The following is a 25,773-nucleotide window of genomic DNA, read 5'->3' as shown; positions in this document are numbered from 1 at the left end:
ACACATGGTCAAGGCCGTCGAAAACCTCACCGCACTCACCCTCCGGCTCCTTGCCCGGACCGCCCACCCACGGCTCGACGAATGGGACCTCGCCACCTGTGAGGTACTCGCCTCACTCCCCGTACCGGGCATGGCCGACCTGATCTCACCCAAACCCAAAGGCTCCCCGCTGAGCCTCGGCATCCGGCGCGAGCTTCTCCAGGACGTGACGCTCGGGGCGACCCTCCACCTCCGGGCCGGACTCGGCTCCTCGGGTGACATCCTTGCGGAACCGTACCCGGCCACCGGCAACTTCCGGGTCGAGGTGCCGTGACCCGAAATGATCAGACGCCGGGTGGCGTCAGATCCTTGAATCGAGGTCTACGGCGGCAACCCGAAGCTGCGCTCCGCCACTTCGACGAGGCATACCGTCCGGGTGACGGCGTCGTCGAGGAACGGGGCAACGGGGACTTGGAGACCACACGGGTAGGGCCGCCGTCACCGGATCTGCTCGGTTCAGCAGAGCGTGAGCGGGATCTTGACCCAACCCCGGTCGGCGCAGCCCGTTCCGCGGCGCTCGGCACGCGAGCGCCGGTCCCCACGAGCAGCGAGTTCGTATCCGACAGCTCGGCCGGAAAGGGCGCGCCGGGGATCCGCTCGAGAAGCCCACGCGCGGCGGCCAGGCTCTCCACGGGCGGCCGCCGCGCCCCATGATGCGCCACGAGGCAGGTGGTGCAGGGGCAACTCCAGGACGCACGCGGACAGTAGTCGCCGACCGTGAGACCTCGCCACGTGACCGCGAGGCCGAGGTCGGCGAGCGTCGCAGCGGCCAGCGGCGGGGGAGGCCTGGCCGGTGACCGTGCAGGTCAGGGCGGTATGCGCGGAAAAGACCCGGACTGCGTGCCACAGGCGGTTTGGATATCCTGGAAGGGAGCGTTTCATGGGCTTCTGAGACGCGCGCAGGAGTGAGGTCATGGACCTGCTGCCGGTCGAAATCAAGGTCAACATCGAGGGCGACGTGCCAGGGGCGCTGTCGGCTCTCACCGCCTCGCAGGGCTTGCTGACGTCGCGTCTGATTTGGTTCGCCGAGGACGGGGAGGGTGTGGCAGAGGGGAAGGTACCGCTCCTGGACGGCGGCGTGATCATACGGCTCAGGATCGGTGGTGGTCCGGACGACCTGGTCGTCAAGTTGCGTCCCTGCACCCGGGAGCAGCTGATCGGCCGGTTCTCTGCACCGTTCGAAGTAGGGCCGTTCACGTACAGGATCGAGGAGGACTGGTCGAGGCGCGGCCGCGTGCTGGCGGCCTCCCTGGTGCACACTCACGTGCCGGGGGTGCTGGACGCCGCCGTTGAGCCCGGAGCCGATCCCTCCACGTCGCTCGACGACGTGCAGGACCAGTTTCTGCACGTCTGTGCGCGCAATGTCCGGTTTGGCGGGCTAGTCGCTCTGGGGCCGATCTTCTCGACCAAGGTGGACGGCGTGTCGCTCGACGACCTGGAGGTCGACCTGGAGGCGTGGTCAGCCGTCGGCCTGGAGTTCCTTGAGGCTTCGATCCGCGTGAAGCCCAAGCGCGGGGAGGATGAGGAGGAGTTCAAGGAACGGGCCGAGCGGAAGCAGCGCGAACTCGAAGAGGCGGTGCTCGAACGAGGTGTGACGCTGTCCGAGGTCCCTGAGAGCAAGACCCATCGCGTGCTCACCGCGTTGGTGGCCGCCGCGCAGGGCTGACCTCTCGCCACCGCCTGATCCCCCCTCGGTTCACCCTCGGGCCGGTGGGTGATCGGGTTCCGTCGTTTGGTTGGGGGCCCACGGGGGCCTGGAGCATGACGGTGGCCGAGAAGCTCAGGTCGGAGCTTCCGGAGCGCGTCGCCATGGTTACCCGCGGCGGTTCGAAGTAGTACCGGGTGGGTTCGCCAGCGGCTGCGAGGCCCGTGTTATGGGCATCGGGCCGGATGCGGACGCCGACAGCCGGGTCTCCCGGCCCGCCGCCGTCGATGTCGATCACGAGCGAGTCGGGCCCGAAAACTGGCCCTACGGGGAAGGCGTCCTCTGGCATCGCACACGCCCCTGTCGGTGGAGGGAGTTCGTCTGGCCGGTGGAACGTCAACGCTGGTCGCTGCCAGCGTGAGGCGGTCGTCGGTGATGTCGACATCCACGATGATGGTGGTCCCGTCACCACCGGCGAACGCCGCCCGGCCGGCCGAGCAGCCGTCCAAAGCGGACGGGATACGGGTGCCCAGGCCGCCGGGGTCCGTCCCGGACGGTGCGTCCGCCCGTCCGGAGCCGGGCGCGTGCGGCCCAGTGATCACGCGTTGGCGGTCGTAGCCGCGAGCACGTACCGGTCGATGGTCTCGATCTGGTCCGGGGGCGGCGTCGGTATCGGGGTGATGAGCTGCGGGATGTACTTGATGAGACCCGGCGGCACGGGAACCCGGACCGGCTCGGGGGTCGAGAAGACGACCGGGGGGTCGAAGAAGCGCGGACCCCGAACGCGAACGTTCATGGTGTAGGTGAACTCGGTCTCGGCACCGTACTTGTCGGAGTACACCTCCCACAGTACGTTCATGTCGTTCTTCGAGGTGACCACGATCGGCGCGTAGGTGTCCTGGCCTATGGTCGGGGTGATCTGGAGGAGGACATTGGGCGGGAGCGGGAACGCCTCGACCATGAAGCGTACGAAGACATAGCCGACCGCGCTGGCCGTCAGGATCGGCGCGTGGACGTCGTCGTCCTCCTCGATCACGGCGATCGACCGATCATCGGGAGCGATGGCCTGCGAGAGGTTGACCCGGGGATCCTGCCCGTCGAAGATCAGTGTCTTCCGCAATCGCACCTGGTCCGACGGCCAGCCTTCGACAGGGTTGTCCAGGCGCAGGAACGAGATGCTGACGAAGTCCCTCGCTGTCCTCTCATCCCAGATAGCTGGCCTTTCGGGCCCGCTGGGTTGTGTCTCGCCGGGGACGTAGTGCTTCCCGGCGGTCCGCATGGTCAAGTTGACGTGGCCGTCCTCGGTCGGCCTGGCGAAGTCGGGATAGCCGGCTTCCAGCTGGACGGCCTGGAGCGGGTCCTTCAGCTTGGTGCCGTCGGGTAGCTCCTCTTCGAAGTTGACCCGGCAAGATCCGGTGACCTGGACCTTCTTGAAGAACTCACCGATGTCGACGATGAACAGGTACTTGTTCAGGTTGGCCCGGACGGCGGGCAGCAGGGCGTTCAGGTTGCCGGTGACCGTCTGGTCTACGGTGACCGTCTGGTCGATGACCAGCTCGTGCTCCACGTGGACGCCGTTGTGGGCGTGCGTGGACTTGACTGACACGGCGGCGCCGCCCCTCAAGAAGTGGGTGGACGAGCACGTCGACATGATGAAGAAGAACGCGATCGATCTGGTCAAGCACGAGATCTTCGACTTCGACCCGGCCAAGAGGGTAGGTGGCCGCGACCTCGACGGACAAGGTGCCCGCGGCGACGCGCTCGGCGAGACTCTGCAGCTTCCCTTCGGGCGCCGACATCCGCACGTACACGACGGTGATGTCACGCTCGAAGGTCTCCGGGCCCATCAGTGCGGACAGCAGCCGACCGCCGTCCTTCACAGCGTCCGCCGTGTCCAGGAGGGCGGGACCGCGATTGACGAGATCCAGTACGACGTCCAGCCGTCCGCCGGCCAGCCGCTGGGCCTCCTTCACCGGATCGGTCGAGGTGTAGTCGATGACGTCGTGCGCACCGAGGGAGCGCACGTAATCGGCGTCGGCGGGGGTAACCGCGGCCAGCACCCTCAAGCCCGCCTGCGCAGCCAACTGGACGGTGAAGGAACCGACGCCGCCGGTGGCCCCGATGATCAGGATCGTCCGGCCGGCCCCGGCCTCAGCCGCCGCCATGATGCACTCCGCGGTCAGGGACGTGGCGGGCAGCGCGGCACCGCGCACCGCGTCTAAGCCCGTCGGCCGCTTGGCCACGTTCGGGCCCACTGCGACCGTCGTGTACTCGGCGATGGTGCTCGGGTGGAAGTGGGTGTAGGCCACCACGGCATCGCCGATCTCGTAGCCCGTGACGCCCTCGCCTACGGCCTTCACGACTCCGGCGGCGTCCATACCCACGACGAAGGGGTGCTCGACCGGCCTCTTGGCGCGCATCGCGCCGGTCACCAGGGCGCCGTCCAGAGGGTTGAGGCCCGCGGCTTCCACTTGCACGAGCAGCTCACCGGGGCCCGGACGGGGATCGGGCACATCGGTGACGACAAGCTGGTCCAGCGGGCCGTAGGACGGGGTGACAAGTGCCTTCACGTTCTTACTCCTCCACAGGTGGATGCGACGGGTCCAGCTTTGCGCCGGGAAGTGCGGCAGGTACCCGTCCTTCCGACCGGAACGGACTGCTCGAAAGAGCAGGCCGACGGCGGCGAACGCTCATTAGGGTGGGTGGTCGTGGAAGCTGGTGACTGGTCGGACCCGGCGCAGGTGCTCGGCGCCGCGAAATCCGTACTCGAGGTGCCGCCGGAAGGCACCGCCGAGCAGCTGTCCGCGGTCCTCGCCGGGCCGCTGCCGCACCAGGCGCTGGCCGTCCTCACGGGTGACTGCTCCCGCTCGCCGATGCGCAGGGTCGGTGAGCCAGGTGTCGCCGACCGGATTTCCAGCGCGGAACTGGCCCGGCTGGCCGGCGCGGTAGACATCGGTGTGCCGCGCTTCGCCGTCGCCCTTATCGGTGGGGAGGAGCGCTGCGTGCTGTCCGTGGCCTCCGCCCCGCACCAGCGCTCCGGGGCGCTGCTGGCCGTCGTGACGGCGGACAGCCACGAACCGGCGCCCGGCGTCCGGCAGTTGGTGCAGCAGCTGTGGGACATCATCTCCCTTCAGCTGTCCGGGTACGCGGCGCAGGCACACCCCGTACCGCTGGCCGGGAACCGAATAGCGGCCCAGGAACGGGCCAGGGTCATCGCAGAGTTGACCGATGCGCACGCGGCCGCACTGTCCGCACTCCTCGGTGCGCTGCGCTCCCGCACGCTCGACGACGCAGCCGCCCGGCGTACGGCCGCGGACATCGCGGTCTGCGCCCTCACCGAGCTGCGCGCCGCCGGAGATCTCGACCGGTCCCTCATCGAGGAGACCGGGCAAGGGGTCTTCGCCCGCCTCGAAGAACGTCTCGCCCCTCTCACCAGATACAGCGAGGTGACCCTCGAACTCGTTCCTCCGGATCCCGGTCTGCGAACGCGTCTGCTTCCCAGCGACATCGCCCACGCCGCGCGTGCTGTCACACGGGGCGGCGTGCTGCTGATGCTGGAACAGGACGGGATCGGCCGTATCCGCGTCCAGTGGAAACTCACCGGTACCGGGCTGCTGATCTCCCTCCGGGACGACGGGGCCGGAGGGCTCGCGGCGGACGCGCTCACCATGCACCGGCTCGCGGACCGGGTCGCGTCGCTCGGCGGCGAGGTGTCCCTCGACGCGGTGCCGGGCTGGGGCACGCAAATCACCGTCGAACTGCCACTCACCGCCCGGCAGGCCCCGTTGGCCGACGCCCTGCACGCCCTGAACCCGCGCGAACTGCAGGTTCTCCAGCAGATCACCGAGGGACACCGCAACCGGAACATCGCCGAAGCGCTGCAGATCAGCGAGCACACCGTGAAATACCACGTCCGCAACATCCTGAAGAAGCTGAAGGTCGATTCACGTGGCGAGGCCGCCGCCCTGGCCCGCGGGGCACGGCGCTCACTGGTGTGACCCGGTACGAGGGCGGCCCACCCCCGCCGGCCCGGCGCTCAAGGGGCGCCTCAGAGGAGTGCCACCGCACGTGACGAAGCTCGCGCGGAAGGTCGCCGAAGTGCTGGAGGAGCCCCAGCCGGCGCCCAAGTGATGGTGGGGTCGCAGCGTCTTGGACGCTGCGACCCCCTGAAGCCGGGCTCCGGACTCAGCGCTTGCCGAGGTTTGGGGCAGTGTCGAGGTCGGCATGCGGGTTGCTGCGCTCATTCGTGCTTCCTGGATCGGCTGAGGGCTGCCATCGGTGTCACGGTCCGCCAGTGTTCCCACCACCCCCGCTCGGCTCCTTTCCGCGCACGCATCCATGTGGCTGTCGCAGCCGCTATCGCGGCAGTGATCAGCTGCGCGGGCAGCTGCGTCAGGACGCCCTCGATCACGAGGTCGAGTGCGTGCTGCAGATAGGTGTTCGCCGGTGGGTCTCCTGCTGCTCGATGCTGAGTTGAACCCGACTGGAGCGGACTGGATGACGCTTCTACGCTCGCTAGATGCAGCCGGGTCGGTCTACTTGTTCGCTCCTTGAGCTGGACAAGCCCGGATATGGTCGGTGTACTTCGTGAAACCGGGTGGGTGGAGTGGGAAGACGGACACGTCCTTGGGGACCCTTCAGGGGGGAGTCCGCTGAGGACAACGCTGTGGCCGCAGTGCTGAGACAATGGCTGGACAACTCTGGCTGCGGATAACACCGTGTCCTACATGGTCAGTTTGCCGAGGCGTTTGTAGCAGCAGAGGGGGACGCGGAGGAGCTGCGCAGGTCTACCGTCGTGGCGCCCACCACGGCCACGGCGCCGAGGCAAAGCAGGCCACCGCTGACGAGGGCTGTTGCTCCCGAGGTTGTATCTGCCACGAGGCCGCCGCGCATGTTGCCGATGTCGGGCCCGGCTTGCCCGACGATCTGTTCAGCTGCACTGACGCGGCCAAGTAGCTCGTGAGGTGTGTGCATCTGAACGACGGTGCCCCGGGAGACGACGGAGACGGTGTCGGCGGCGCCGGCTATGACAAGGAAGGCCAAACCGACCCATCGGTTGGGTGATATGCCGAACAGCGTCAACGCTGCGCCCCAAGCGGCGGAACCGCCAAGCATCACCAGGCCGGGGCGGGGCAACCGGGTGAACGTTCCGGAGAAGAGTGACGCTGCAACGCCGCCGACAGCGATGGCTGTGAGGAATAGTCCGAGGGTGCGCGGGTTGCCGTCGAAACGTTCGGCGTTGATCAAGGGAAAAAGGCTGATGGGCATCGACAACACGGTGGTGGCCAGGTCTGTGAGCAGGGCCCCGCGAATGACGGGGGTGCGGCCCAAGAAGGCCAGGCCGTCCAACACCCCCCGCAGGCCGGGCCGTGCAGGCTCATCTCCCGGGGGCATCTGCGGCAAGCCGAAGGCACCGTAGAACGCGGCGACGAACGTCAAGGCGTCGATCAGATAGCAAGCGCCGACTCCCAGCCCGCCCACGATCAATCCGCCGAGCGCGGGACCAAGCAGCATGGCGCCCTGGAAGGCAATTCGTCTCAACGCCAGTCCTGCGGCCAGTTGCTGCTTGGGCAGGAGGTGCGGGATGAAGGTACGCGAGGCCGGGCCTCCGCCTGCGACGAAGCACGACTGAAGTGCAACGAGCCCCAGCACGCCAGCGGCAGGAACGTGTCCGAGGACGCCCTGCAGCGCGAGCAGGAGCGAACACACGGCCTGTCCGCTGGTCGTGAGCAGGTAGAACTTCCGGCGGTCCACCCGGTCGACGAGCGATCCGGCGAACAGTCCGAGCGCGATGAGCGGAACCGCCTGGGCCAGCCCGACGGCACCCGTCCAGGTGGGGCTCTTCGTCATCTGCCAGACCTGGAACATGACGGCGACGAGCGTCATCTGGCTGCCGAAACCAGACAGGCTCTGGCCGATCCACAACCGCCTGAACGGTGGTGACGACCGTAAGGGAGTCACGTCGATCAGCGTGCGCTTCAGCCCCATGCGGGATCCTCCGCCAGCTTCTCGACGATCCGGTCGTGGAAGCTCTTGCGCTCCAGAGCCCGCTCGATATCGGTGACGACCTGGGAGAGCGGGTAGGGAATCTCGGCTTCCAGGTCAGCGACGGCGGCTTCGGTGGCCCGCCATTCCGACGCCAGGCGATCCACGACGCGGCGGGCCTTGTCGGTGAGCGTCACCTTCCTGGTGCGTGCGTCGTCGCCCACGACGGTCTGAACCCAGCCGGCCGTGCGCATCGCGGCGACCTTCTGGCTGAGTGCCGAATGTGTGCGCTGGACCGACTCGGCCAGTTCCGCGATGGTCATGGGTCCGCAGGCGTGAAGCCGGAGCAACTCCATGACAAAGCTGGGCTTGAGGCCCTCGATCTGTTGCTCGGAGTAGATCCGGGCGATGTCGGCGTCCATGGACGCCTGCAGCAGACGCAGGGACCGCCAGAGGCTCTGCTGCGTCGGGTCGAGCGCGGGGGTTTCGGCCATGCCGCGCATCGTAACAGCACTTATATAAGCACTGTTGCTTTTCGCCCTTGGCTCTCGATGAGGACCTCAAACACTTGTCTGGTTGCTGTCGATCGTGCTGGCGAGTTGGTCGGCGTACTCCGCCAGGAGCGGCTTGAGCTGGGCGTAATGGGTACGGTCTCGGGGTAGCGAGGCAGTTGGCGATTGATCCCCAGTGCCTTCGGTGCCGTAGCTGGGGCGGCAGGGCGGGGATGAAGGGACGCCACACCTAAGGTCGAACTCCAGGTGCTCGACGTCGGTGAACTCCACTTCCAGGCCGTGAGCGCGTCGGCCGCCGTCGCGGAAGTAGGCCTCGCCGAGGCCTTCGGCGGCTATGTTGCGCAGCTGCTGCTCGCTGGCGCCGGCCTCTTGGGCGTCGAAGAGTCGGGCCGCGTACTGCGGGGGCAGGGCGATGGTCAGGTGGCGCAGCCGGGCGTCGTCGGTGGTGCCGGGTGCGGCTGTGAAGCCGAACCGGGCGCGGGTGTCGATGACGAGGCCGGTGGTGGCGGCGGCCTGACGCCTGGCGTGCTCGCGGATGCGGGGCCGCCAGCGGGCCCGTACGGCCATCCTCCAGGCGCTGGGCGAGGTCGGCGCGCGGGCGTTTGATCTGGTCCTTGACGTAGCGCTCCACGGTGCGCTGCGCGATGCCGAGGGCCTCGGCGGCCGCGCGGGGGTGCTTTGGCTCGTTTCGCTTCCCACCTGGAACGTCAAAGTCGTGCGGCCCGTGGCGTCGGGGTCGGTGGCCCTGACCGCTACCCACGCGGTGGACGTGGAGGACTTCCCCGCCAGTGCCAGGTTGATTTTGGAGAAGGTGAGTGTCTGGCCGTCCTGGGACAGCTGCCCGTTGTAGTTCTTCACCGCTGGGCCCGTCGTCGGTCGACAGGTGGACCCCGGGGTATCCGACGGGACCGCCGACGGCCAGCTTGACGTCGGGTGGTCCCCCCGGCGCGACAGAGAAGCTGGCTCCCAGAGGAGCGGTGTAGCGGTAGTAGACGCTGCCGATCTGGAAGGCGTCCTCCAGCTTGTTCCGGTCCCAGCTCAGGATGCTGGTCTTGCCGCTGGCGCTGTCGACGGACTGCGGCCAGACCAGGAACCGGTAGTACCCAGTTTTGTCGCCTGCGTCGCGCAGGTTGACGGCCTCGAGGATGTGCTTGTTGCCGGTTCCGCCGTCCGCGTGGCCCTTCACGCTCAGCTTGACCGGGGCGGGCGTGATGTCCCGTAAATGATCTCTGTCATGGGGGATGACCTGCATCTTCCTCCGTCACCCGGCGAGGATCAGGTTGTGCAGGCGGGCGATGCCGAGCATCGCGTGGTGGACACCGTCGCCCTTGAGGCGGCAGTCGCGCAGGATCTTCCAGCCCTTCATGCGGGCGAAGACGTGCTCGACGCGGGCCCGGATCTTGCGGTGGGAAGCGTTGTGTTCCTCTTTCCAGGCCGGGAGTTCGGCCTGACCCTTCTCGCGCCGGTGCGGGACGACCAGGCCGGTGCCCCGGTAGCCGCCGTCCGCGATCACCGTGGTCTTCCCGACGGCATCCTTGGCGCCGGACAGCTCCCACGCCTTGCAGTCGTTGCGGTTGCCGGGCAGCGGCCGGCCGACGGCGACGACGAGCCGGGTGTCAGCGTCTATGACGACCTGGTGGTTGGTCGAGTACCTGTAGTTCTTCGACTGCTCGGCGACGGTGTGGTCGCGGGTGGGAACCAGGGTGCCGTCCACGATCAGCACGGTGTCTTTGCGGAACCGCTTGCGCTGCTGGAGCGCGAGCGCAGGGCCGAGGTGGTCGATGATGCGGTCAGCGGCCGACTTCGACACGCCGAACAGAGGCGCGAGCTGGCGCAAGGTCAGGTTGGTCCGCCAGTACGCCGCGACCAGCAGGACCCGGTCTTCCAGCGGCAGGCTCCACGGTCGGCCCTTGCGGACGGGGTCCGCACCCTCACGCCGCAGCGCGGTGATCAGCTTGCCGAACTGTCGCGGGCTCAGCCCGGTGAACGGGGCTATCCAGGACGACTCCGACGCCGTGATCACACCAGTCACACCATGATCATCTCACCCGTGACCAGGAGTTACGGGACAGCCCTTAGCCGGCTTTGCACTGGCCGGCCGCGATCCCGAGCAGGCACACCAGTGCCTTCTTGACTACGCCGACGAGCACGGGAGTTGTCTGCTGTACACCCTCGATCACTCCCTCGCCCTGACCGATCTGGGGGTTCTGCTGCGCTCACAGGAGGTCGGCGGCGTGCGGATGTCGCGGCTGGTCTTCGTGAAGGAGGACTGGTTGGAGTCGGAGTACTACCGCGATCGCCTTCCTTTGGAAGGCGTCCCGGCCACCGACGAATCGCCCTGGCAGTCGTAGATGCGCGTGCCGCTGCCGCAGCGGGACGGGCGTGACCGGTGCGACGATTCGGCCGTTTGAGAGGGCGTGAGTGTTCGACCGTGGATTGTGGACGATGACCTCTGGGCGTTGATCGAGCCGCTACTGCCGCCATGGCCACAGAAGGCACCCGGTCCGAAGCCGGTGGATGACCGGTTGTGCCTGCAGGGCATCCTGTATGTGCTTTACAACGACGTCAGCTGGCAACTGCTGCAGCTGGGGTTCGGCTCCGGACAGACCTGCTGGCGCCGACTGGGCCGGTGGCACGAGGCCGGCGTCTTCGAGAAGCTGCACCACATCCTGCTGGCCGAGTTGCACGCGGCCTCACCGCCGACGACGGCAGCGTGCACATCAGCTTCGCCGCGGCGCAGTCCCGCGTGCTGTCCCGCCCCCGCCGCGCCAGGGAGCTCGCCGACCAACACCCGGCGACGTACGTGGCGTTCGACATCCTGGCCCATCCTGCGGCGGGCTTCCCCGACCTTCGGCCGCGTCCCTACGTGGAGCGCCGCCAGGTCCTCCTGGACGTGCTCGCCGAGGTCGGTCCGCCGATCGTGCCGGTGTGGTCGACCACGGACCTCGAGGAAGCCCTGCTCTGGTTCGAGACGCTCGAAGGCGCCGGCGTTGAGGGGATCGTGGCCAAGCCGCTCCCGTCGTCCTACAAGGCCGGCCGTGTGGGCGAAGGTCAGGCACGCGGACACAGTCGACGCCACCGTGGTCGGCTTCACCGGCACGGCCCGGCACCCGAAGGCTCTCGCCGTACGGCTACCCGACGGACGCGTTGCCCTGTCCCAGCGGCTGACCACGGCGCTCTCCTCCATGGTCCAAGGGCTTCGTCCCGCAACCGAAGCGGTGGGTGGTCGAGCAAGTCAACGACACCCTCCTGCTGCACCGGCGCCTCGCCCGCGACTACGACCACCGACCCGACGACGCGGCCTACCGCGTCTACTGGGCCTGCATCGCCGGCATGCTCCGCCGCCTCACCACCCCTACCCACCTGGCGGAACGACGTGGAGCTCGCCGCGTGAACGTGAGCGAACTCCTGCGGCTGCTGGAGACCGCACACGACGAGACCGCCGCACGAGCCGACACTCTGCGTGAGCAGATCGAACGGCTCACCACCACTCCTGCGCTCCAGGCAGGGCATGGACACGACTCGACGGGCTGGGGAACACAGCACAGCGTGACGAAGCAGGAAGCCACGGATTCCCGTCCGTTGCTGTGTCACGTAGCGGCACAGCAACGGACGGGAAGGCCGGAATTCCCGGGCTGCAGCCCGAGGAGCACGTCAACGCGGTGCGGTTACGCGGCGCGGGTGAACTGCCACCAGTTGACATTGAACAAGAAGCCGCTGCCGCCGCTGAACGTCAGGTAGAGGTCACGGGTTCCCGTCACGCCGCTCACTGGGCAGGTCACCGTTCTCCAGGCCTGCCAGCCACCGGTGTTCGGCACACCGCAACGGCCAACGATCGCCCCGCTCGGACCGTCCAGGCGCACTTCGAGGGTGCCGCCGCTGGTGGCCGAGGCGACGCGTGCGGCGAAGGAGGAGGCGCCGGCCCCGAAGGCCACTCCCTTGACCTTGATGTAATCGCCGTTCTCGATCCAGCCGACGTTCATTCCGCCGTCACTGGACCATTCGGTCTCTATCCCGGAACCCCAGGCGATCGTCTCGGCCTCCTGGCGGACGTACGGATCGAGTGGGCCGACCTGCGGGGCACCCGCGCTCGTCATGTTGATCGTCGGAATGCTGCCGTCGGCGTTGTAGGAGAACTTCTCCACCGCAACCGAGCGGGTGAAGCCGCCTCCGCCCGGGAGGGCGCCGTTGTGGTAGAAGAAGTACGAACCGCCCTTGAAGTCCACGATGCCCGCGTGGTTGGTGAAGCTGTTGCCCTGGGCGGGCATGACTGTTCCACGGTAGGTCCACGGCCCGGTCGGGCTGGGTGCCGTGGAGTAGGCGATGAACTCCTGGCAGCACCTGGCCGCATACACCAGGTAGTACAGACCGTTCCGCTTGTAGACCCACGGCCCTTCTTCGTACAGCGTGGGACGGTCGGGGTTGTCGGTGCGGGTGCCGAATCCCGCGGTGGTGAGCGGGATCCTGGTGGGGCTGCCCGAGTAGGAGATCATGTCGGCGTTCAGCTTGACGTACCACAGGTTGGGGTTGCCCCAGTAGAGGTAGGCCTGACCGTCGTCGTCGATGAAGACGGTCGGGTCGAACTCGGTGTTCTCCAGCAGCGGGCGGCCGAGGGCGTCCCGGAACGGTCCGGTGGGGCTGTCCGCCACCGCCACGCCGATGGCGAATGCGCCGGTCGCCCGGACCGTCACCGGCACGTACCAGTAGAACTTGCCGCCCCGTTCGATGGCCTGGCCCGCCCACGCGTTGGCGCCCGCCCAGCTGAAGGTGTCCAGGCTGAGCGGTGTGCCGTGGTCGGTCCAGTTGACCATGTCGGCGGAGGAGAACACCCGCCAGTCCTTCATCACGAAGGAGGAGGTGGAGCCGTCCTCGTCGTGCCCGGTGTAGAGGTAGACCCGTCCGTTGTGCACCAGCGGGGCCGGGTCGGCGGTGTAGACGTGCTGCACGATCGGGTTGTCGGCCCTGGCCGCCGTGGGATGCACCGCGGCAGGAAGGACGGCGAACGCCAACATGAGGATCAGCACCCACGTTGCCCGGGCAAGTCTCGTACCGGTGGCGGGTGATCTCACCGCGGTCGGGGGAGCCGTTGGCCTGTGGACGTCGGTACTGGACATGGTGTGGTCCTTCCTGGTGCTGCGGCTCGGGGACTGAGCAGCCGGTCAGATGCGGGGAGAGGGACGTTGCCGCGCTCGGGGTGTGGGCAGCGCGAACCGTGCGATGCGGACGGAGCCGCCGAGTGTCCGCGTGGCGCAGTTGGAAGGGCGAAGCGGCAGCCCATGAGGAACTGCCAGGTGTCGCCCATGGCGAACGCGGGCCCCAGCGGGTGAAGTCGGTGCCGTCGGTGCTGTAGAGAAGGCTCCCGTACGGGAGGAGCCGGGGCGGATGTCGGCGGCCGCGCACGGCGCTGGTGGTGGCCGCCTGAGCGGGGCTGGCGGGGAGCGTCGCCGCCAAGGCGGCCGGGGCAGCAACGGTAGCCACGAGCACCGCAGACGGGTGTTTGCGGCTGAAACTACGTGCATGCGAACCTCGTCATCCCTTGAACTGGCGGTACCGGTGCGCCCGTCAGAGACTGTCCGGAATCCAACGGGGTGCGACCCTGATGCGTTCGGTATGCCGAACGAAGGTCGAAGTGTCGATCGACTGGATCATAGGGTTCCGGTGAACTGCGTCAATGTTTTTCGCACGATTCGCGAGCCAAAATCGCAGATTGAACCAAGCGGCTTCGGGCTCCGTGGTTATGCGGGTCTCTTGGCGCGAGGGGGAGGTAGCAGCGTGTGCGGGCGCGGGCTTGGTGATCATTTCGGGCCACGCCGGCGGGTGCGCCGACCGATCAGGCGCACGTGTGCCTCGCTGCCCTGCTCTGGCTCGAGACGCTCGAAGGCACCGGCGTTGAGGGAATCGTGGCCAAGCCGCTCCCGTCGTCCTACAAGGCCGGCCGTGTGTGGGCGAAGGTCAGACACGCGGACACAGTCGACGCCACCGTGGTCGGCTTCACCGGCACAGTCCGGCATCCGAAGGCGCTCGCCGTACGGCTCCCTGACGGACGGGTGGCGCTGTCCCAGCGGCTGACGACGGCACTCGCGTCCGTCATCGGCCCGCGCCTGCCCCCCAGGCCAAGGCGGGCGTTCACGAAGGCCGGCGACTCCTACACGCCCGCCGTCTGCAACGTGGTGGTGGGTCGTGACGGGCACGACGAGGCGACCGCTGTCGCGGTGTGCCCGGGTAGGGCGAGACCCTGGCTTGGATGTGGCGCCCCCTCCAAGCCAGGACACGCGCGCACCCGGCGGATCCGCCGGGTGCGCAGCCGGTTCAGGAGACCCGCTCAGGCTCCCTGTGCTCCGCCTCCGGGGCCTTCTGGAGGCGGGTGCCCTCGACGTCGAGGTCGGGCAGGAAACGGTCGAGCCAGGCGGGGAGCCACCAGGCGTGGCGTCCGGCGAGGGCGAGGACGGCCGGGACGAGGGTCAGGCGGACGGCGAAGGCGTCGATGGCCACGCCGACGGCGAGGGCGAAGGCGATGGGCTTGATCAGGGCGTCGTCGAGGGGGAAGAAGCCGGCGAAGACGGTGACCATGATCAGGGCGGCCGCGGTGACGACCCGGACGCTGTGCCGCGCGCCGTCGGTCACCGAGCGGCGGGCCACCCCGGTGTGCACCCACTCCTCCCGCATCCCGGAGACGAGGAAGACCTCGTAGTCCATGGCGAGTCCGAAGAGCACGCCGATCAGGATGATCGGCAGGAAGCTGACGACGGGACCGGTGTGGGCCAGGCCGAGGACGTCGGCCAGCCAGCCCCACTGGAACAGGGCGACGACCAGGCCGAGCGAGGCCGCCACCGACAGCAGGAATCCGACGCCGGCCTTGAGCGGGATGACCAGCGAGCGGAACACCATGGTCAGCAGGATCAGACTGAGGCCGATGACGATCGCGATGAACGGCAGCAGGGAGGCGCTGAGGCGGTTGGAGACATCGATGTTGACGGCGGTGGTACCGGTGACGGCGACCCTCGCTTCGGTGGTTTCCCGCAGTTCCGGGGCGGCGGCACGGATGTCGCGGACGAGCCGGTCGGTGCGGACGCTGTCGGGGCCGGTCTCGGGGACGACCTGGATGACGGTCTGCGCCGAGTCGCGCGTGGGAACCGCCGGCAGCACTGCCCTGACGCCCTTGAGGTCCCGCAGCTTGCGGGCGACCTCGGAGCCCGCCTGCGCGCCGGGACGGCCGTCTGTCTCGGTCAGCACCAGGAGCGGGCCGTTGAAGCCGGGGCCGAACTTGTCGCTGATCGTGTCGTAGGCCTTGCGCTCGGTGGAGCCGACCGGGGCAGAGGCGTTGTCCGGGAGGGCCAGGCGCAGGTCGGCGGCCGGGAGGGCGAGTGTGAGGAGGAGGCCCGCGACGGCCAGGACGGTGAGCAGGGGCTTGGCGACAACGAGCTTCACCCAGCGGGCGCCCAGGGTGGTCTGTCCGGCGGATCCGTCCGGGTCGGTGGCCTGCTGGGCCGCCTGGCTGCCGGGCTTCGGGGTCAGCCGGGCGCCGGCGAATCCGGCGAGGGCCGGGACCAGGGTGATCGCGGCCAGGACGGCGACGAGGACGGCTCCGGCGGCACCGAGGCCCATCACGGTCAGGAACGGGATGCCGATGACGCTGAGTGCGGCCAGGGCGATGATCACGGTGCTGCCGGCGAAGACGACGGCGCTACCGGCCGTACCGTTGGCCAGCGCCGCGGATTCCTGCGGCTCGGTGCCACGGGCGAGTTGCTGGCGGTGGCGGGAGAGGATGAACAGGACGTAGTCGATGCCCACGGCCAGCCCCAGCATCAGCGCGAGGGTGACGGCGGTGGAGGAGATGCTGACCGCCGGAGCGAGGGCGAGCAGTCCGGCGAGTCCCACGGCCACGCCGATCAGGGCGGTCAGCAGCGACATGCCCGCGGCAAGCAGGGAGCCGAAGGTGACGACGAGGACGAGCACGGCGACGGCGACACCGATGATCTCGGACGGGCCTATGTGAACGCCGTTGCTGCCGTAGACACTGCCGCCGACGGAGGTCCGCAGCCCGTTCTCCTGGGCCGCGTGGGCGGCCCGCTCTATGGCGTCCAGCGACGAGGCGCTTACTTCGGCCCGTTGCACGGAGTACTGCACCTCCACGATCGCCGTGCTCCGGTCGGCCGAGACGGCGCCGGTGACGGCCGGGCCCATGACGGCGCTGACCTGGGGTGCCTTCGAGGCCGCGGCCTCAGCTGTGGCGATGGCCGCGGTGAAGCGGGCGTCGGTGACCCGGCGGCCCTCGGGTGCGGTGAAGACGATCTGGGCGTTCACCCCCGAGGCTTCGGGCAGTGTCCTGCCGAGCGTGTCCAGCGCGCGTTGTGACTCCGTCCCCGGCACGGTGAAGCGGTCGTCGAGCTTGCCGCCGAAGACGCTGACACAAGCGATGAGCGCGGCCAGGACCACGAGCCAGATGCCGAGCACGAGCTTGCGGTGGCGGTAGGCGCTGCGGCCCAGCCGATGGAGCAGGACTGCCATGGCGAACTCCCAAGGTCGGTGAGGCATTCCCGGTGGTCCTGACGCGGACGCGGGACGAAAGGCGGAACGGGTCGGCCCTGCGCCGTTGAGCGGCTACGGGCATGAGGCGTGGAGGTGCCGCCGGGCGGCATCCGAGCTGCTTCGCCACCGACTTTATCAACTGCTCATGTCGGTTGACAAAATCATTCGACTAAAGCTTCCGACATTGTCACTCGACCATGTCGTGTGTATGGTGGTGGTCACCGGAGCGCACCACCCTCGGGAAAGCCAGGTCATGGGCCTGTCCCCCCTTTTCCCTACGGGCACTCAGGCAGCGCCGGGACCGCCCCCATGACAAGGAGTGATCATGAGCAGCACGCAGGACCGGGACACCACCAGGTCACACCAGGTCCGCAGGGCGGATGTGGTCGTGATCGGTGCGGGGCTGGCCGGTCTGACAGCGGCGCGGGAGCTGGTGGCGGCGGGCAAGTCGGTGGCCGTGCTGGAGGCCCGGGACCGGGTCGGCGGCCGGCTGCTCAACCACCACCTCGGCGACGGACAGGTCACCGAGATCGGCGGCCAGTTCGTCGGCCCCACTCAGGACCACATCCTCGCCCTGGCCAAGGAGGTCGGGGTGGACACCTACCAGGCCGCCGTCCCCGGCGAGACCGTCTACGTCAACGACGGCAAGGCCAAGCGGTTCACGGGGCACACCCCGCCGGACCTGTTCGCGCTGCCCGACATGGGCATCGCCCTGGCCCGCATCGGCCAGGCCGCGGCCAAGGTGGACCCGGCGGCACCGTGGCGGGCCCCCAACGCCCGTGAACTGGACGGCATGACCTACGAGACCTGGCTGCGCAAGGCCGAGATCACCGGCGACGCCGTCGACATGATCAACATGTTCCTGAACTCCGCCTACGGCGGCGAAGCCCGCGACGCCTCCGCCCTGTTCAGCCTCTGGTACGTCTCCACCTTCGGCAACGAGACGCACCCCGGCACCATGGAACGCGGCACCGGCACCACCGGCGGCGCCCAGGACAGCCGCTTCGTCGGCGGCTCCCAGCTCGTCGCGCAGCGCCTCGCCGAGGAACTCGACGGCCGCGTCCACCTGTCGGCGCCCGTGCGGCGCATCAGCCAGGACTCCACCGGCGTCACCGTGGTCTGCGACGCCGGCGACTGGCGGGCCGACCGGGTGATCGTCGCCGTACCGCCGCTGGTGGCCTCGCGGATCGTGTGGGACCCGCTCCTGCCCGCACAGCAGGACCAGCTCTTCCAGCGGCTGCCGTTCGGCACCCTGATGAAGTGCGTCGCCGTCTACGACAAGCCCTTCTGGCGCGAGGACGGGCTGTCCGGCATGGGCCTGCTGCGCGGCGGCTCCCCCATCCGCGAGATGTTCGACAACACCCCGCCCGACGGCGGACCCGGCGTCCTGATGGGCTTCCTCGGCGGCCGGGAATGGCGCAAGTGGGCCCACCGCCCGGCCGCCGAGCGCCGCGGCGCCGTCCTGCGCTGCTTCGCCCAGGTCGTCGGGGACCGCGCCTTCGACACCGTCGACTACGTCGAGCAGGACTGGACCGCCGAGCAGTGGACCCAGGGCGGCCCCACCTCCGTCGCCGCCCCCGGCGTGCTCACCGACTTCGGCCAGTGGATGAGCCGCCCCCACGGCCGCGTGCACTTCGCGGGCGCCGAGTTCTCCCCCTACTGGAACGGCTACATGGACGGCGCCGTGCGCTCCGGCCGCCACACCGCCAACGAACTCCTCCACCAGCACTGAACGCGAGAACCACCGACCAGCAAGGAAACCCTGCCATGAACCGTTTCGTCGTAGCTGAGACCGCCGTCATCGACGCCCCCCTCGGGCGGGTGTGGGACGTCATCTCCCGCACCGACCGGTACGCCGAGTGGGTCGCCGGAGCCATCGAGGTCACCGACCACCACGGCGTCGCCACCGTCGGCAAGACCTACTCCGAACACAACCGCACCCTCGGCCCCCTCAAGACCAACTCGGTCTGGACCGTCCAGGAGATCGAACCCCTCAAGCGCCGCGTCGACACCGGCACCGGCTTCGCCCCGCTCCAGGACGTCACCAACACCTTCGAGTTCCGCCCGGTCCACAGCGCCGACGGCCGGGAGGCGACGGAGATGCTCTACCAGGTCGAGTACACCATCGGCCTCGGTCCACTGGGCCTGCTCCTCGACTCCATACAACAGCCCGCGATGCGCGCCGGCATGCGCACCTCCATGGCCAACCTCAACACCCTGCTCCGGTCCGAGCGCTCGACGACGGTACGTTGACATGTCGGCGACGCGTGAGTCTGTCGAAGAACAGCGTGGCGCTGTGGCGGTGGCGTGCCATCGCCTTGCCACCGAGGGACTGTTGATCGGCACGGCCGGTAATGTGAGCGTGCGCGACGGCGATCGGATCGCGATCACCGCGACCGGCACGGTCCTGGGAAAGTGCACGCCTGAACAGGTGACGGTGGTCGGTTCGGACGGCGGGATGCTCGCCGGGGACCTGGACGCGACCTCCGAACTGGAGCTGCACCTGGGGATCTACCAGCGGTACAGTCCCGGCGCGGTGGTGCACACTCACTCGCCCCAGGCCACCGCACTGTCCCTGGTGCTCGACGAACTTCCGTGCGTCCACTACCAGCAGTTGCTGCTCGGTGGTTCCGTACGTGTGGCGCCGTTCGGCGTCTTCGGCACCCCGGAGCTGGCCGAGCATGTCCTGGCGGCGCTCGACGGCAGGTCGGCGGCGTTGATGGCCAACCACGGCGCCGTCGCGTTCGGGCCGACACTCGCCCAGGCCATGGAGAACGCGCTGCTACTGGAGTGGCTGTGCGGGCTTTACCTGCGTGCCGCCCAGATCGGTACACCGCGGGTCCTGGATGACAACCAGCAGACGGCCGTCGTCACCGCGGCGTTGCGGCGCGGCTACGGCACCACCCGTCCCAGAGGAGAGGACAGCACCCGATGAGCCAGACAGTCATTGCTCTCGGTGCCCACGTGTTCGACGTGCAGGTCCGACCCGTCGAGGGCATTCCCGAAGGCCAGGGCGCGGCCCTGGTGGACCAGATCCGGTTCGGCCCGGCGGGCACGGCTGCCGGTACCGCGTTGATACTGGCCAAGCTGGGAGCGGCTGTGCGCACCGCAGGCGCGGTGGGCACCGACCCGATCGGCGACCTGCTGCTGAGCATGCTGGCCGGCCACGGCGTGGACACCTCTCTCGTCCTGCGCCGCGACGACACCCAGACCTCGGCCTCGGTGCTGCCCATCCGACCCGACGGCAGCCGCCCCGCTTTCCACGTCCTCGGCGCGAACATCGCCTACGGGCCGGACGACGCCCCCCACACGGAGATTGCCGGGGCCACCCATCTGCACATGGGCGCACCCGAACTGATGGGCGGTGAGGATGCGGCGAAGATTCTCGCTCGCGCACGGGCCGCGGGTGTGGTCACCTCCGCCGACCTGCTCGTCTGCGGCGACAGCGGCTTGTTCGACTGGATCGCGCTCGCGCTGCCGTAGCTGGACTACCTGCTGCCCAACGAGGACCAGGTGCTCGGCCTCACCGGCGCAGCAACGCTGGAGGACGGTGCGCGCAGATTCCTCGCGGAAGGGGTCGGCTGCGTCGCAGTCACCAGGGGAGCACGCGGTGCGCTGGTGGTCACGAAGGACGACGTGATCGAGATCCCGGCCTTCGCGGTCGACGTGGTGGACACCACCGGCTGCGGCGACGCCTTCTCGGCCGGCTTCCTGCGCGGACTCGGCCTGGGACGCGGACTACGGGAGTGCGGCGTGCTCGGCTGCGCCGCCGCCGCGCTGGTGGCACAGGGACTCGGCAGCGACCACGGCGACTTCGACCTCGTCACCGCCGACGCCTTCGCCACCACGGCCGCCATCCTTGAATGCCGCTGACATGGACGGCATCGACACCACCCAGACGCCCGGCACTGAAGCCGCGGCCACCGTGTCCCGACTGCGTGCCGTCTTCGACTCCGGCCGCACGCGGCCCGTGGCCTGGCGTCGCGCCCAACTGCGCGCTTTGCGAAGCCTGTTGACAGACCACGCACCGGAGCTGGGAGAGGCTCTCAAAACCGATCTCGGGAAGAGTCCGACGGAGGCGTTCACCACCGAGATCGGGTTCACCGTCAACGAGATCGACCACACGCTCGCCCACCTGAACGCGTGGACGCGTCCGCGTCGGACCGGTGTTCCGCTCGCGCTCGCGCCCGCCCGCGCCCGGCTGGTTCGGGAGCCCTTGGGCACCGTTTTGATCATCAGCCCGTGGAACTACCCGGTGCAGTTGGCACTGGCGCCCCTGGTCGGCGCACTGGCCGCGGGCAACTGCGCCGCCATCAAGCCCAGCGAACTCGCCCCCGCCACCTCCGCGGCCCTAGCCCGACTGCTGCCGCTCCACCTCGATGCGCAGGCGGTGGCCGTGGTCGAGGGCGGCGTCCCCGAGACCACGGCCCTGCTGGAACAGCGTTTCGACCACATCTTCTACACCGGAAACGGCACCGTCGGCCGGATCGTCATGACCGCCGCCGCACGCCACCTCACCCCGCTGACCCTGGAACTGGGCGGCAAGAGCCCCGCCGTGGTGGAACCCGGCACCGACCTGGCCACAGCCGCCCGCCGCATCGTCTGGGGCAAATTCATGAACACCGGCCAGACCTGCGTCGCACCGGACTACGTCCTCGCCGTGGGCGAGACGGCCGGCGCCCTCGAACCACACCTGGCCTCAGCCATCCGCGAGATGTACGGCGACGACCCGGCCACCAGCCCCGACTACGGCCGGATCGTCAACACCCGCCACTTCGACCGGCTCGTCGCCTTCCTCAAGGACGGACGCACAGTCGCCGGCGGAGACCACGACCGCGACAGCCGCTACATCGCCCCCACCGTCCTCGCCGACGTCGACCCCTGCGCCCCGGTGATGAACGAGGAGATCTTCGGACCCGTCCTGCCCATCGTCGCCGTCCCCGACCTGGACACCGCCATCTCCTTCATCACCGAACGCGACAAGCCCCTGGCCCTCTACGCCTTCACCGCCTCCTCCCACAGCAAGCACCGCCTGACCACGCAGACCTCCTCCGGCGCCCTGGCCTTCGACGTCCCCAACGCCCATCTGACCGTCCCCAGCCTGCCCTTCGGCGGCATCGGCGAAAGCGGCTTCGGCCGCTACCACGGCGAACACTCCATCGACACCTTCAGCCACACCAAGGCCGTCCTGAACAAACCACTCTTCCCCGACCTGCTCCGGCTCGCCTACCCACCCTTCACCACCTGGAAAGAACGACTACTGCGCCTGCTGCTGTGACACGCGCGGGACCCGCTGCACCAAGACGACGGCCGCTTTTGGAGCATCGCCCGAGGGCATCACCGTTCCTACGGGAAAGCCAGGCAGCGGCTGACCGCGCTCTGCGATGTGAACCGGTGGTTGAAGGACCGTGCGGTCGCCAGGAGCGCGAGGACGAGCGCGGCGGGTATCGCGTAGGCGAGTCGGAAGTGGCCGGTGGACCCGTGGACCCGTGGATTTTGCTGGCGGCCCCGCCCGGCGAGCACACCCGTGTAGTTGCAGACGTTGCTACGGGCCAGGACCGCTTCGGCCGCCCCCGGTCGCAGGCGTCCGGCGCAGGCAAGGCACAGGGGGACGAGTGCGCAGACCCCGAGCACGGTGCCCGCGGCGGCCAGGAGGGCGCGTTTCCGGGGCGCCGACCCCAGGAGGCGGCTGCATATTGTCGAGTGACCTGATCACAAGACTGAGTCGCGTAAGGTGGAGCCATGGCTCACGTATCCGCGGCGGAGCGCCGCCCCCAGCTGATCAAGGCCGCCATCGACCTGATGACCAGGGAAGGCGTCGCCGCCGGCAGCACCCGCGCCATCGCCGCCGAGCTGGGTGTGGCACAGGCGACCGTGCACTACACCTTCGGCACGAAGGAAGACCTCTACCGGGCCGTCATGGAGCAGGTCACCGACAACCTGGTCGCCCAGGTGGAGCGGGCCGCACCCACGGACGCGAGCTTCGAGGAAACCGTCGTCACCCTCGCCGAAGCGTACTGGCGCACGGTCATCGAACAGCCCGAGGCCCATCAACTGCTGACCGAACTCAACATGCTCGCCCTGCGCACGCCGCACCTGAAGGAGGCACTGCACAGCCACTACACCCAGGTCCTGGCGGTGACGGCAAAGCTGATCAGCGAGACCGCCGAGCGCACCGGCCACCAGCTCGCCCAGCCCGCCGAGACGATCGCGAGGTTCTTCCTCGCGGGCTTCGACGGACTGACGATGCAGCACCTCGCACTGCCCGACGAAGAGGCCGAACGAGTCTGCCTCAGGGCCTTGATCTCGGCCCTCCTGGCCATGGCCTGAGGTGACCCCCCGGGGTTGGTGGTGGAAGTCGGCGTCGACGTCGCTCGCGACGCCTCCGGCCGGCGGCGCCACGCCGCACGCCTGCACCATGCCCGCCCCGACCTCTCCCCCGCCGACATCCCCCGCGGCCGGGGGCCGTGTGCGGCGTACGCACACGTCCCCGGCCGCGTGACGTCACCGCCGCGCTGACGACGGCCGGGCGCGGCGGTCCCGCCGACGCGCAACCGGCTGAGCGCGCCCGATCCCCGAAGCGTCCGCGCCGCCCATCAACCTTCTCGGCAGGCTGGGGAACACAGCGCACCCTCGAGGCCGTCCTGGTCCAGCCGGAGGTCGTGATGGAGAAGGCCGCACCTTTCATGAATCAGGGCCGGGCCGTGATCGACCCCATGGCCGGGCCGGCTGGTCGGCGACGGTGAGCTCCTGGCGCAAATCCAGTAGCAGCGCAGCCGTACGCCGGGCTCCCCTGCATCCCGCGTCGTCCGCTCTGCTGTCGCTGTTGCCCACCGTTCGGCGAGTAGCTGCTGGAAGGTGAGCGCGGGCGGTGGCGTCGTCGGCAGCCGCGACGTCGATGACCAGGAGGCCGGACTCGCTCACATGTGCCTCGTTGATGGGATCCATGCACGGCACTACGCCTGGACTGCCGAGCGGGTTCCGCCGCTGTGGTGTCTTCACCCGCCCGAGTGGCGGGGGGGCAGGGGCTGTCGCCTGCCCAGTCCCAGCGGGCCGGGTCGCCGGGGCGCGGATCGTACAAAGCTCGCCCGCCGGGGCCGAACTGCCCGAGCTCGGTGAGGAGGGAGACACCGTCGTCGATCTCCTCCGGCCTCCAGCCGGTGATGTCGAGCAGCAGTCCGTCCAGCGGTCCGCCGACCAGTTCGGCGTAGCTGCGTCCCGGCTTCGGGCCCGGGTGGTCGTGGTCGGCTCCGTAGATCCGGCCGCGCAGCAGCTGCTCATCGTCGCTGTCCATGCCCTCCAGCCTTGCAGCCGCCACCGACAACGGGGGCTTGCCCAGGTGGTCCTGGGCAAGCCCCCGCGCTGCCGGGGGCAGCTGCACCAGCGTCCGAGCCAGCCGCCAGCCTTCGAGGCCTGCGCCTCCTCCGGGCGCTCCTGCTCCTGGCGCTCGTGTTCAGCCCCTTCGGCTTGCCGCTCCGCTTCGAGCGCCCGGGTCTTGCAGTCGCCGCACAGGTGTGAGTGGCTGCCCCCGCGACCCCAGTCGACCGCGATGCTGGCCTTCCACCGGTCGTCGGTGAACTTCTGTCCGCAGTCCGTGCACACCGGGCGCTGAGCCTCGCGTTCGGCTGCTTCCTGCGCTTGGCGGCGCCGCCGCTCTTCAGCACGGCGGGCGAGGGCGGCGTCCCGGCGGGGATTGCCGATCGCCTCCCATAGGTTCTGTCGGCCCTCGCGGCCGAAGCGCCAGAACGCGGGACCGGCCGGGCCGTGCTCGCGCAGCAGCTCCAGCGTGGTCGCCACGATCGGCATCTTCTGGTTGTAGATGCGGAAGCCGCCTTCGGCCCACTGGCCCTGCCAGTGCTCCCGGGTGAGTTCGGCTGCGTTCTTCATCTGCTTCAGCGCGGGCCGCTTGCCGACCTGGTTGAAAACGAGCAGGACCGGCGGGTGCGTCACGTCGCCCCACTGAGGATCGGGAGCAGACCAGCGGGTGCGCCACATCGGCTTGAGTCCTCGTGGGTGAACGGTTGCTCGGACACCCACGTCATCAGGTCGGTCTCGGTGTGGGTCTGCAGGCCGCAGGTGACGTGCAGGGAGCGGGTGCCCTGGTCGGCGGAGACCGTGTGCCACACGCCGCGCGGCACGTACAGGACGTCGCCCGGCCACAGGATCAGGTCGGCGACCGGCTCGGTGGGCGCCTCGCCTGGGTCCTCGATGTCGCGGTACAGCGGGTAGGGGCGGGTGGTGCCGTAGATCCGCCAGTGCTTCACGCCATCCAGCTGGACGATGACCGTGTCGTGGTCGTCCCAGTGGATGCCGAACCCCTCGGTGGCGCTCCATGAGGCGTAGAGGTTCGCCTGGACGCGCGTGTGCAGCTCACGCTCGATCGCTTCGCAGAGGCGGGCGATCGGCGGGTGGAGTTCGTCGACGCTGTCCAGGGCGAGGGAGGCGCCCTCCTTCAGCCGGGCGTGCAGTTCGGCCGAATGGAGGCGGTGCCACACCGTGTGCCGGCGGGTGGCCACCGGCGTGGTGTAGCCACCGACCAGCAGCGTCTCGCCGTCGCGGGACAGCCGCCTGCGCGGCGGCTCCATGCGGTGGCCGGCCAAGATCTGGTTGAGGTCGTCCCAGGACATCAGCCCGGCGACATCGAGGGCACCGGGTACGTGGCGGTGTTCGCGGTGCAGTGCCTGGGCGAGGAAGTCCTCGCCCAGGCACGCCGCGATGGACAGGCGCGTCATCGCGTCAGGGCTCCCGATCCGTCAGTCGTTGCCGTCGCTCTTGCCGGCGTAGCCGGGTCTTCGGTGCCCGTTCCGCCCACCGGGCCGGACGTCGGGCAGCCGACCTTCGTGCGGGGGCGTGCCCGGCGTCGCGCGCCGTCAGCGGCCGGGCGGCTCGGGGTAGCGCTGGCGGCGCCGGGTCGTCGACGCCGATCTCGGACCAGGGCTCACCGCGCTGTAGCCGGGGCAGGGTGTTCACCCAGACCGCGACGGCGATGCCCTTCACGTCGTCGGCGAGCGCCTGGAGGCGGTTGTCGAGCAGGTGCTCCTCTTTGCCTGCCAGGACGACGTT

At 69.2% G+C, this 25,773-nt stretch carries 17 protein-coding genes and 7 pseudogenes; 13 read left to right on the top strand and 11 right to left on the bottom strand.

Features of this window, described 5'->3' with window-relative positions; genetic code table 11:
• Positions 1–4 precede the first annotated feature (4 nt).
• A complete protein-coding gene (locus ACIRDU_RS35765; protein ID WP_403587774.1) occupies positions 5–313 on the top strand; it encodes a hypothetical protein in 309 nt (102 codons plus the stop codon).
• A 639-nt stretch (positions 314–952) separates the two neighbouring features.
• Positions 953–1,705 carry a hypothetical protein gene (locus ACIRDU_RS35760; protein ID WP_403587771.1) on the top strand — a complete coding sequence of 251 codons (753 nt, stop codon included), beginning with the start codon at positions 953–955 and terminating at the stop codon, positions 1,703–1,705.
• Between the two features lie 1,418 nt (positions 1,706–3,123).
• Here ACIRDU_RS35760 and ACIRDU_RS35755 read toward each other — a convergent pair.
• Positions 3,124–4,254, bottom strand: a complete 1,131-nt coding sequence (locus ACIRDU_RS35755; RefSeq protein ID WP_403587768.1) for an NADP-dependent oxidoreductase — start codon at positions 4,252–4,254, stop codon at positions 3,124–3,126.
• Between the two features lie 138 nt (positions 4,255–4,392).
• On the opposite strand from ACIRDU_RS35755, the gene ACIRDU_RS35750 reads away from it, so the two are divergent.
• Positions 4,393–5,682: a LuxR C-terminal-related transcriptional regulator gene (locus ACIRDU_RS35750; RefSeq protein ID WP_403587766.1), complete on the top strand. Its 1,290-nt coding sequence runs from the start codon at positions 4,393–4,395 to the stop codon at positions 5,680–5,682.
• A 733-nt stretch (positions 5,683–6,415) separates the two neighbouring features.
• Here the strand turns inward: ACIRDU_RS35750 and ACIRDU_RS35745 are convergent.
• From ACIRDU_RS35745 to ACIRDU_RS35730, 4 genes and pseudogenes are all read right to left on the bottom strand, one after another.
• Positions 6,416–7,672 carry an MFS transporter gene (locus ACIRDU_RS35745; protein WP_403587763.1) on the bottom strand — a complete coding sequence of 419 codons (1,257 nt, stop codon included), beginning with the start codon at positions 7,670–7,672 and terminating at the stop codon, positions 6,416–6,418.
• Complete coding sequence (locus ACIRDU_RS35740; protein ID WP_403587759.1) at positions 7,663–8,163, bottom strand: MarR family winged helix-turn-helix transcriptional regulator; 501 nt, start codon at positions 8,161–8,163, stop codon at positions 7,663–7,665. The genes ACIRDU_RS35745 and ACIRDU_RS35740 overlap by 10 nt, the downstream gene beginning before the upstream one ends.
• 249 nt (positions 8,164–8,412) lie before the next feature.
• A pseudogene (gene tpg, locus ACIRDU_RS35735) lies at positions 8,413–8,860 on the bottom strand (telomere-protecting terminal protein Tpg); the annotation flags it as partial.
• Between the two features lie 582 nt (positions 8,861–9,442).
• Complete coding sequence (locus ACIRDU_RS35730) at positions 9,443–10,213, bottom strand: transposase (protein ID WP_403587756.1); 771 nt, start codon at positions 10,211–10,213, stop codon at positions 9,443–9,445.
• A 385-nt stretch (positions 10,214–10,598) separates the two neighbouring features.
• Here ACIRDU_RS35730 and ACIRDU_RS35725 point away from each other — a divergent pair.
• The 3 pseudogenes from ACIRDU_RS35725 to ACIRDU_RS35715 form a co-directional block, all read left to right on the top strand.
• Positions 10,599–10,832, top strand: a pseudogene (locus tag ACIRDU_RS35725) (transposase); the annotation flags it as partial.
• Positions 10,811–11,212, top strand: a pseudogene (locus ACIRDU_RS35720) (ATP-dependent DNA ligase); the annotation flags it as partial. The pseudogenes ACIRDU_RS35725 and ACIRDU_RS35720, both read left to right, overlap by 22 nt.
• 155 nt (positions 11,213–11,367) lie before the next feature.
• Positions 11,368–11,575, top strand: a pseudogene (locus ACIRDU_RS35715) (IS5/IS1182 family transposase); the annotation flags it as partial.
• Between the two features lie 274 nt (positions 11,576–11,849).
• Here ACIRDU_RS35715 and ACIRDU_RS35710 read toward each other — a convergent pair.
• The gene (locus tag ACIRDU_RS35710) at positions 11,850–13,193 is read right to left on the bottom strand and encodes a glycoside hydrolase family 43 protein (protein ID WP_403587754.1); all 1,344 of its coding nucleotides are present in this window, start codon (positions 13,191–13,193) and stop codon (positions 11,850–11,852) included.
• On the opposite strand from ACIRDU_RS35710, the gene ACIRDU_RS35705 reads away from it, so the two are divergent.
• A complete protein-coding gene (locus ACIRDU_RS35705; RefSeq protein WP_403587752.1) occupies positions 13,192–13,332 on the top strand; it encodes a hypothetical protein in 141 nt (46 codons plus the stop codon). The genes ACIRDU_RS35710 and ACIRDU_RS35705 overlap by 2 nt on opposite strands.
• A 1,158-nt stretch (positions 13,333–14,490) precedes the next feature.
• On the opposite strand, the gene ACIRDU_RS35700 is transcribed toward ACIRDU_RS35705, so the two are convergent.
• A complete protein-coding gene (locus tag ACIRDU_RS35700) occupies positions 14,491–16,689 on the bottom strand; it encodes an MMPL family transporter (RefSeq protein WP_403587749.1) in 2,199 nt (732 codons plus the stop codon).
• A gap of 346 nt (positions 16,690–17,035) precedes the next feature.
• Here ACIRDU_RS35700 and ACIRDU_RS35695 point away from each other — a divergent pair, with 346 nt between their 5' ends.
• The 6 genes and pseudogenes from ACIRDU_RS35695 to ACIRDU_RS35670 all read left to right on the top strand — a co-directional run bounded on the left by ACIRDU_RS35695 (position 17,036) and on the right by ACIRDU_RS35670 (position 23,040).
• Positions 17,036–18,442, top strand: coding sequence for a flavin monoamine oxidase family protein (locus ACIRDU_RS35695; RefSeq protein WP_403587746.1), 1,407 nt, complete (start codon positions 17,036–17,038; stop codon positions 18,440–18,442).
• 35 nt (positions 18,443–18,477) lie between these two features.
• A complete protein-coding gene (locus ACIRDU_RS35690; protein ID WP_403587743.1) occupies positions 18,478–18,963 on the top strand; it encodes an SRPBCC family protein in 486 nt (161 codons plus the stop codon).
• 1 nt (position 18,964) lies between these two features.
• Entirely contained in the window at positions 18,965–19,645 is a 681-nt protein-coding gene (locus tag ACIRDU_RS35685; RefSeq protein WP_403587740.1) for a class II aldolase/adducin family protein, read from the top strand.
• Positions 19,642–20,583: pseudogene (locus tag ACIRDU_RS35680) on the top strand (carbohydrate kinase family protein). The gene ACIRDU_RS35685 and the pseudogene ACIRDU_RS35680 overlap by 4 nt, the downstream one beginning before the upstream one ends.
• Before the next feature lies 1 nt (position 20,584).
• Positions 20,585–21,988 (top strand): aldehyde dehydrogenase family protein, encoded by a 1,404-nt coding sequence (locus ACIRDU_RS35675; protein ID WP_403587737.1) that lies wholly within the window; start codon positions 20,585–20,587, stop codon positions 21,986–21,988.
• Positions 21,989–22,452: 464 nt separating this feature from the next.
• Positions 22,453–23,040: a TetR/AcrR family transcriptional regulator gene (locus ACIRDU_RS35670; protein ID WP_403587734.1), complete on the top strand. Its 588-nt coding sequence runs from the start codon at positions 22,453–22,455 to the stop codon at positions 23,038–23,040.
• Positions 23,041–23,306: 266 nt separating this feature from the next.
• Here the strand turns inward: ACIRDU_RS35670 and ACIRDU_RS35665 are convergent, their stop codons facing one another.
• From ACIRDU_RS35665 to ACIRDU_RS35650, 4 genes and pseudogenes are all read right to left on the bottom strand, one after another.
• Positions 23,307–23,597 (bottom strand): DUF6207 family protein, encoded by a 291-nt coding sequence (locus ACIRDU_RS35665; RefSeq protein WP_403587917.1) that lies wholly within the window; start codon positions 23,595–23,597, stop codon positions 23,307–23,309.
• A pseudogene (locus ACIRDU_RS35660) lies at positions 23,518–23,712 on the bottom strand (DUF6207 family protein); the annotation flags it as partial. The pseudogene ACIRDU_RS35660 and the gene ACIRDU_RS35665, both read right to left, overlap by 80 nt.
• Before the next feature lie 22 nt (positions 23,713–23,734).
• Positions 23,735–24,004: pseudogene (locus tag ACIRDU_RS35655) on the bottom strand (hypothetical protein); the annotation flags it as partial.
• 652 nt (positions 24,005–24,656) lie between these two features.
• Entirely contained in the window at positions 24,657–25,442 is a 786-nt protein-coding gene (locus ACIRDU_RS35650; protein ID WP_403587731.1) for a JmjC domain-containing protein, read from the bottom strand.
• Between the last annotated feature and the right edge of the window lie 331 nt (positions 25,443–25,773).

The organism is Streptomyces sp. NPDC093598 (assembly GCF_044764825.1).
In the GTDB taxonomy this organism is placed as follows: domain Bacteria; phylum Actinomycetota; class Actinomycetes; order Streptomycetales; family Streptomycetaceae; genus Streptomyces.
This window is presented reverse-complemented; position numbering and strand designations above follow the sequence as displayed.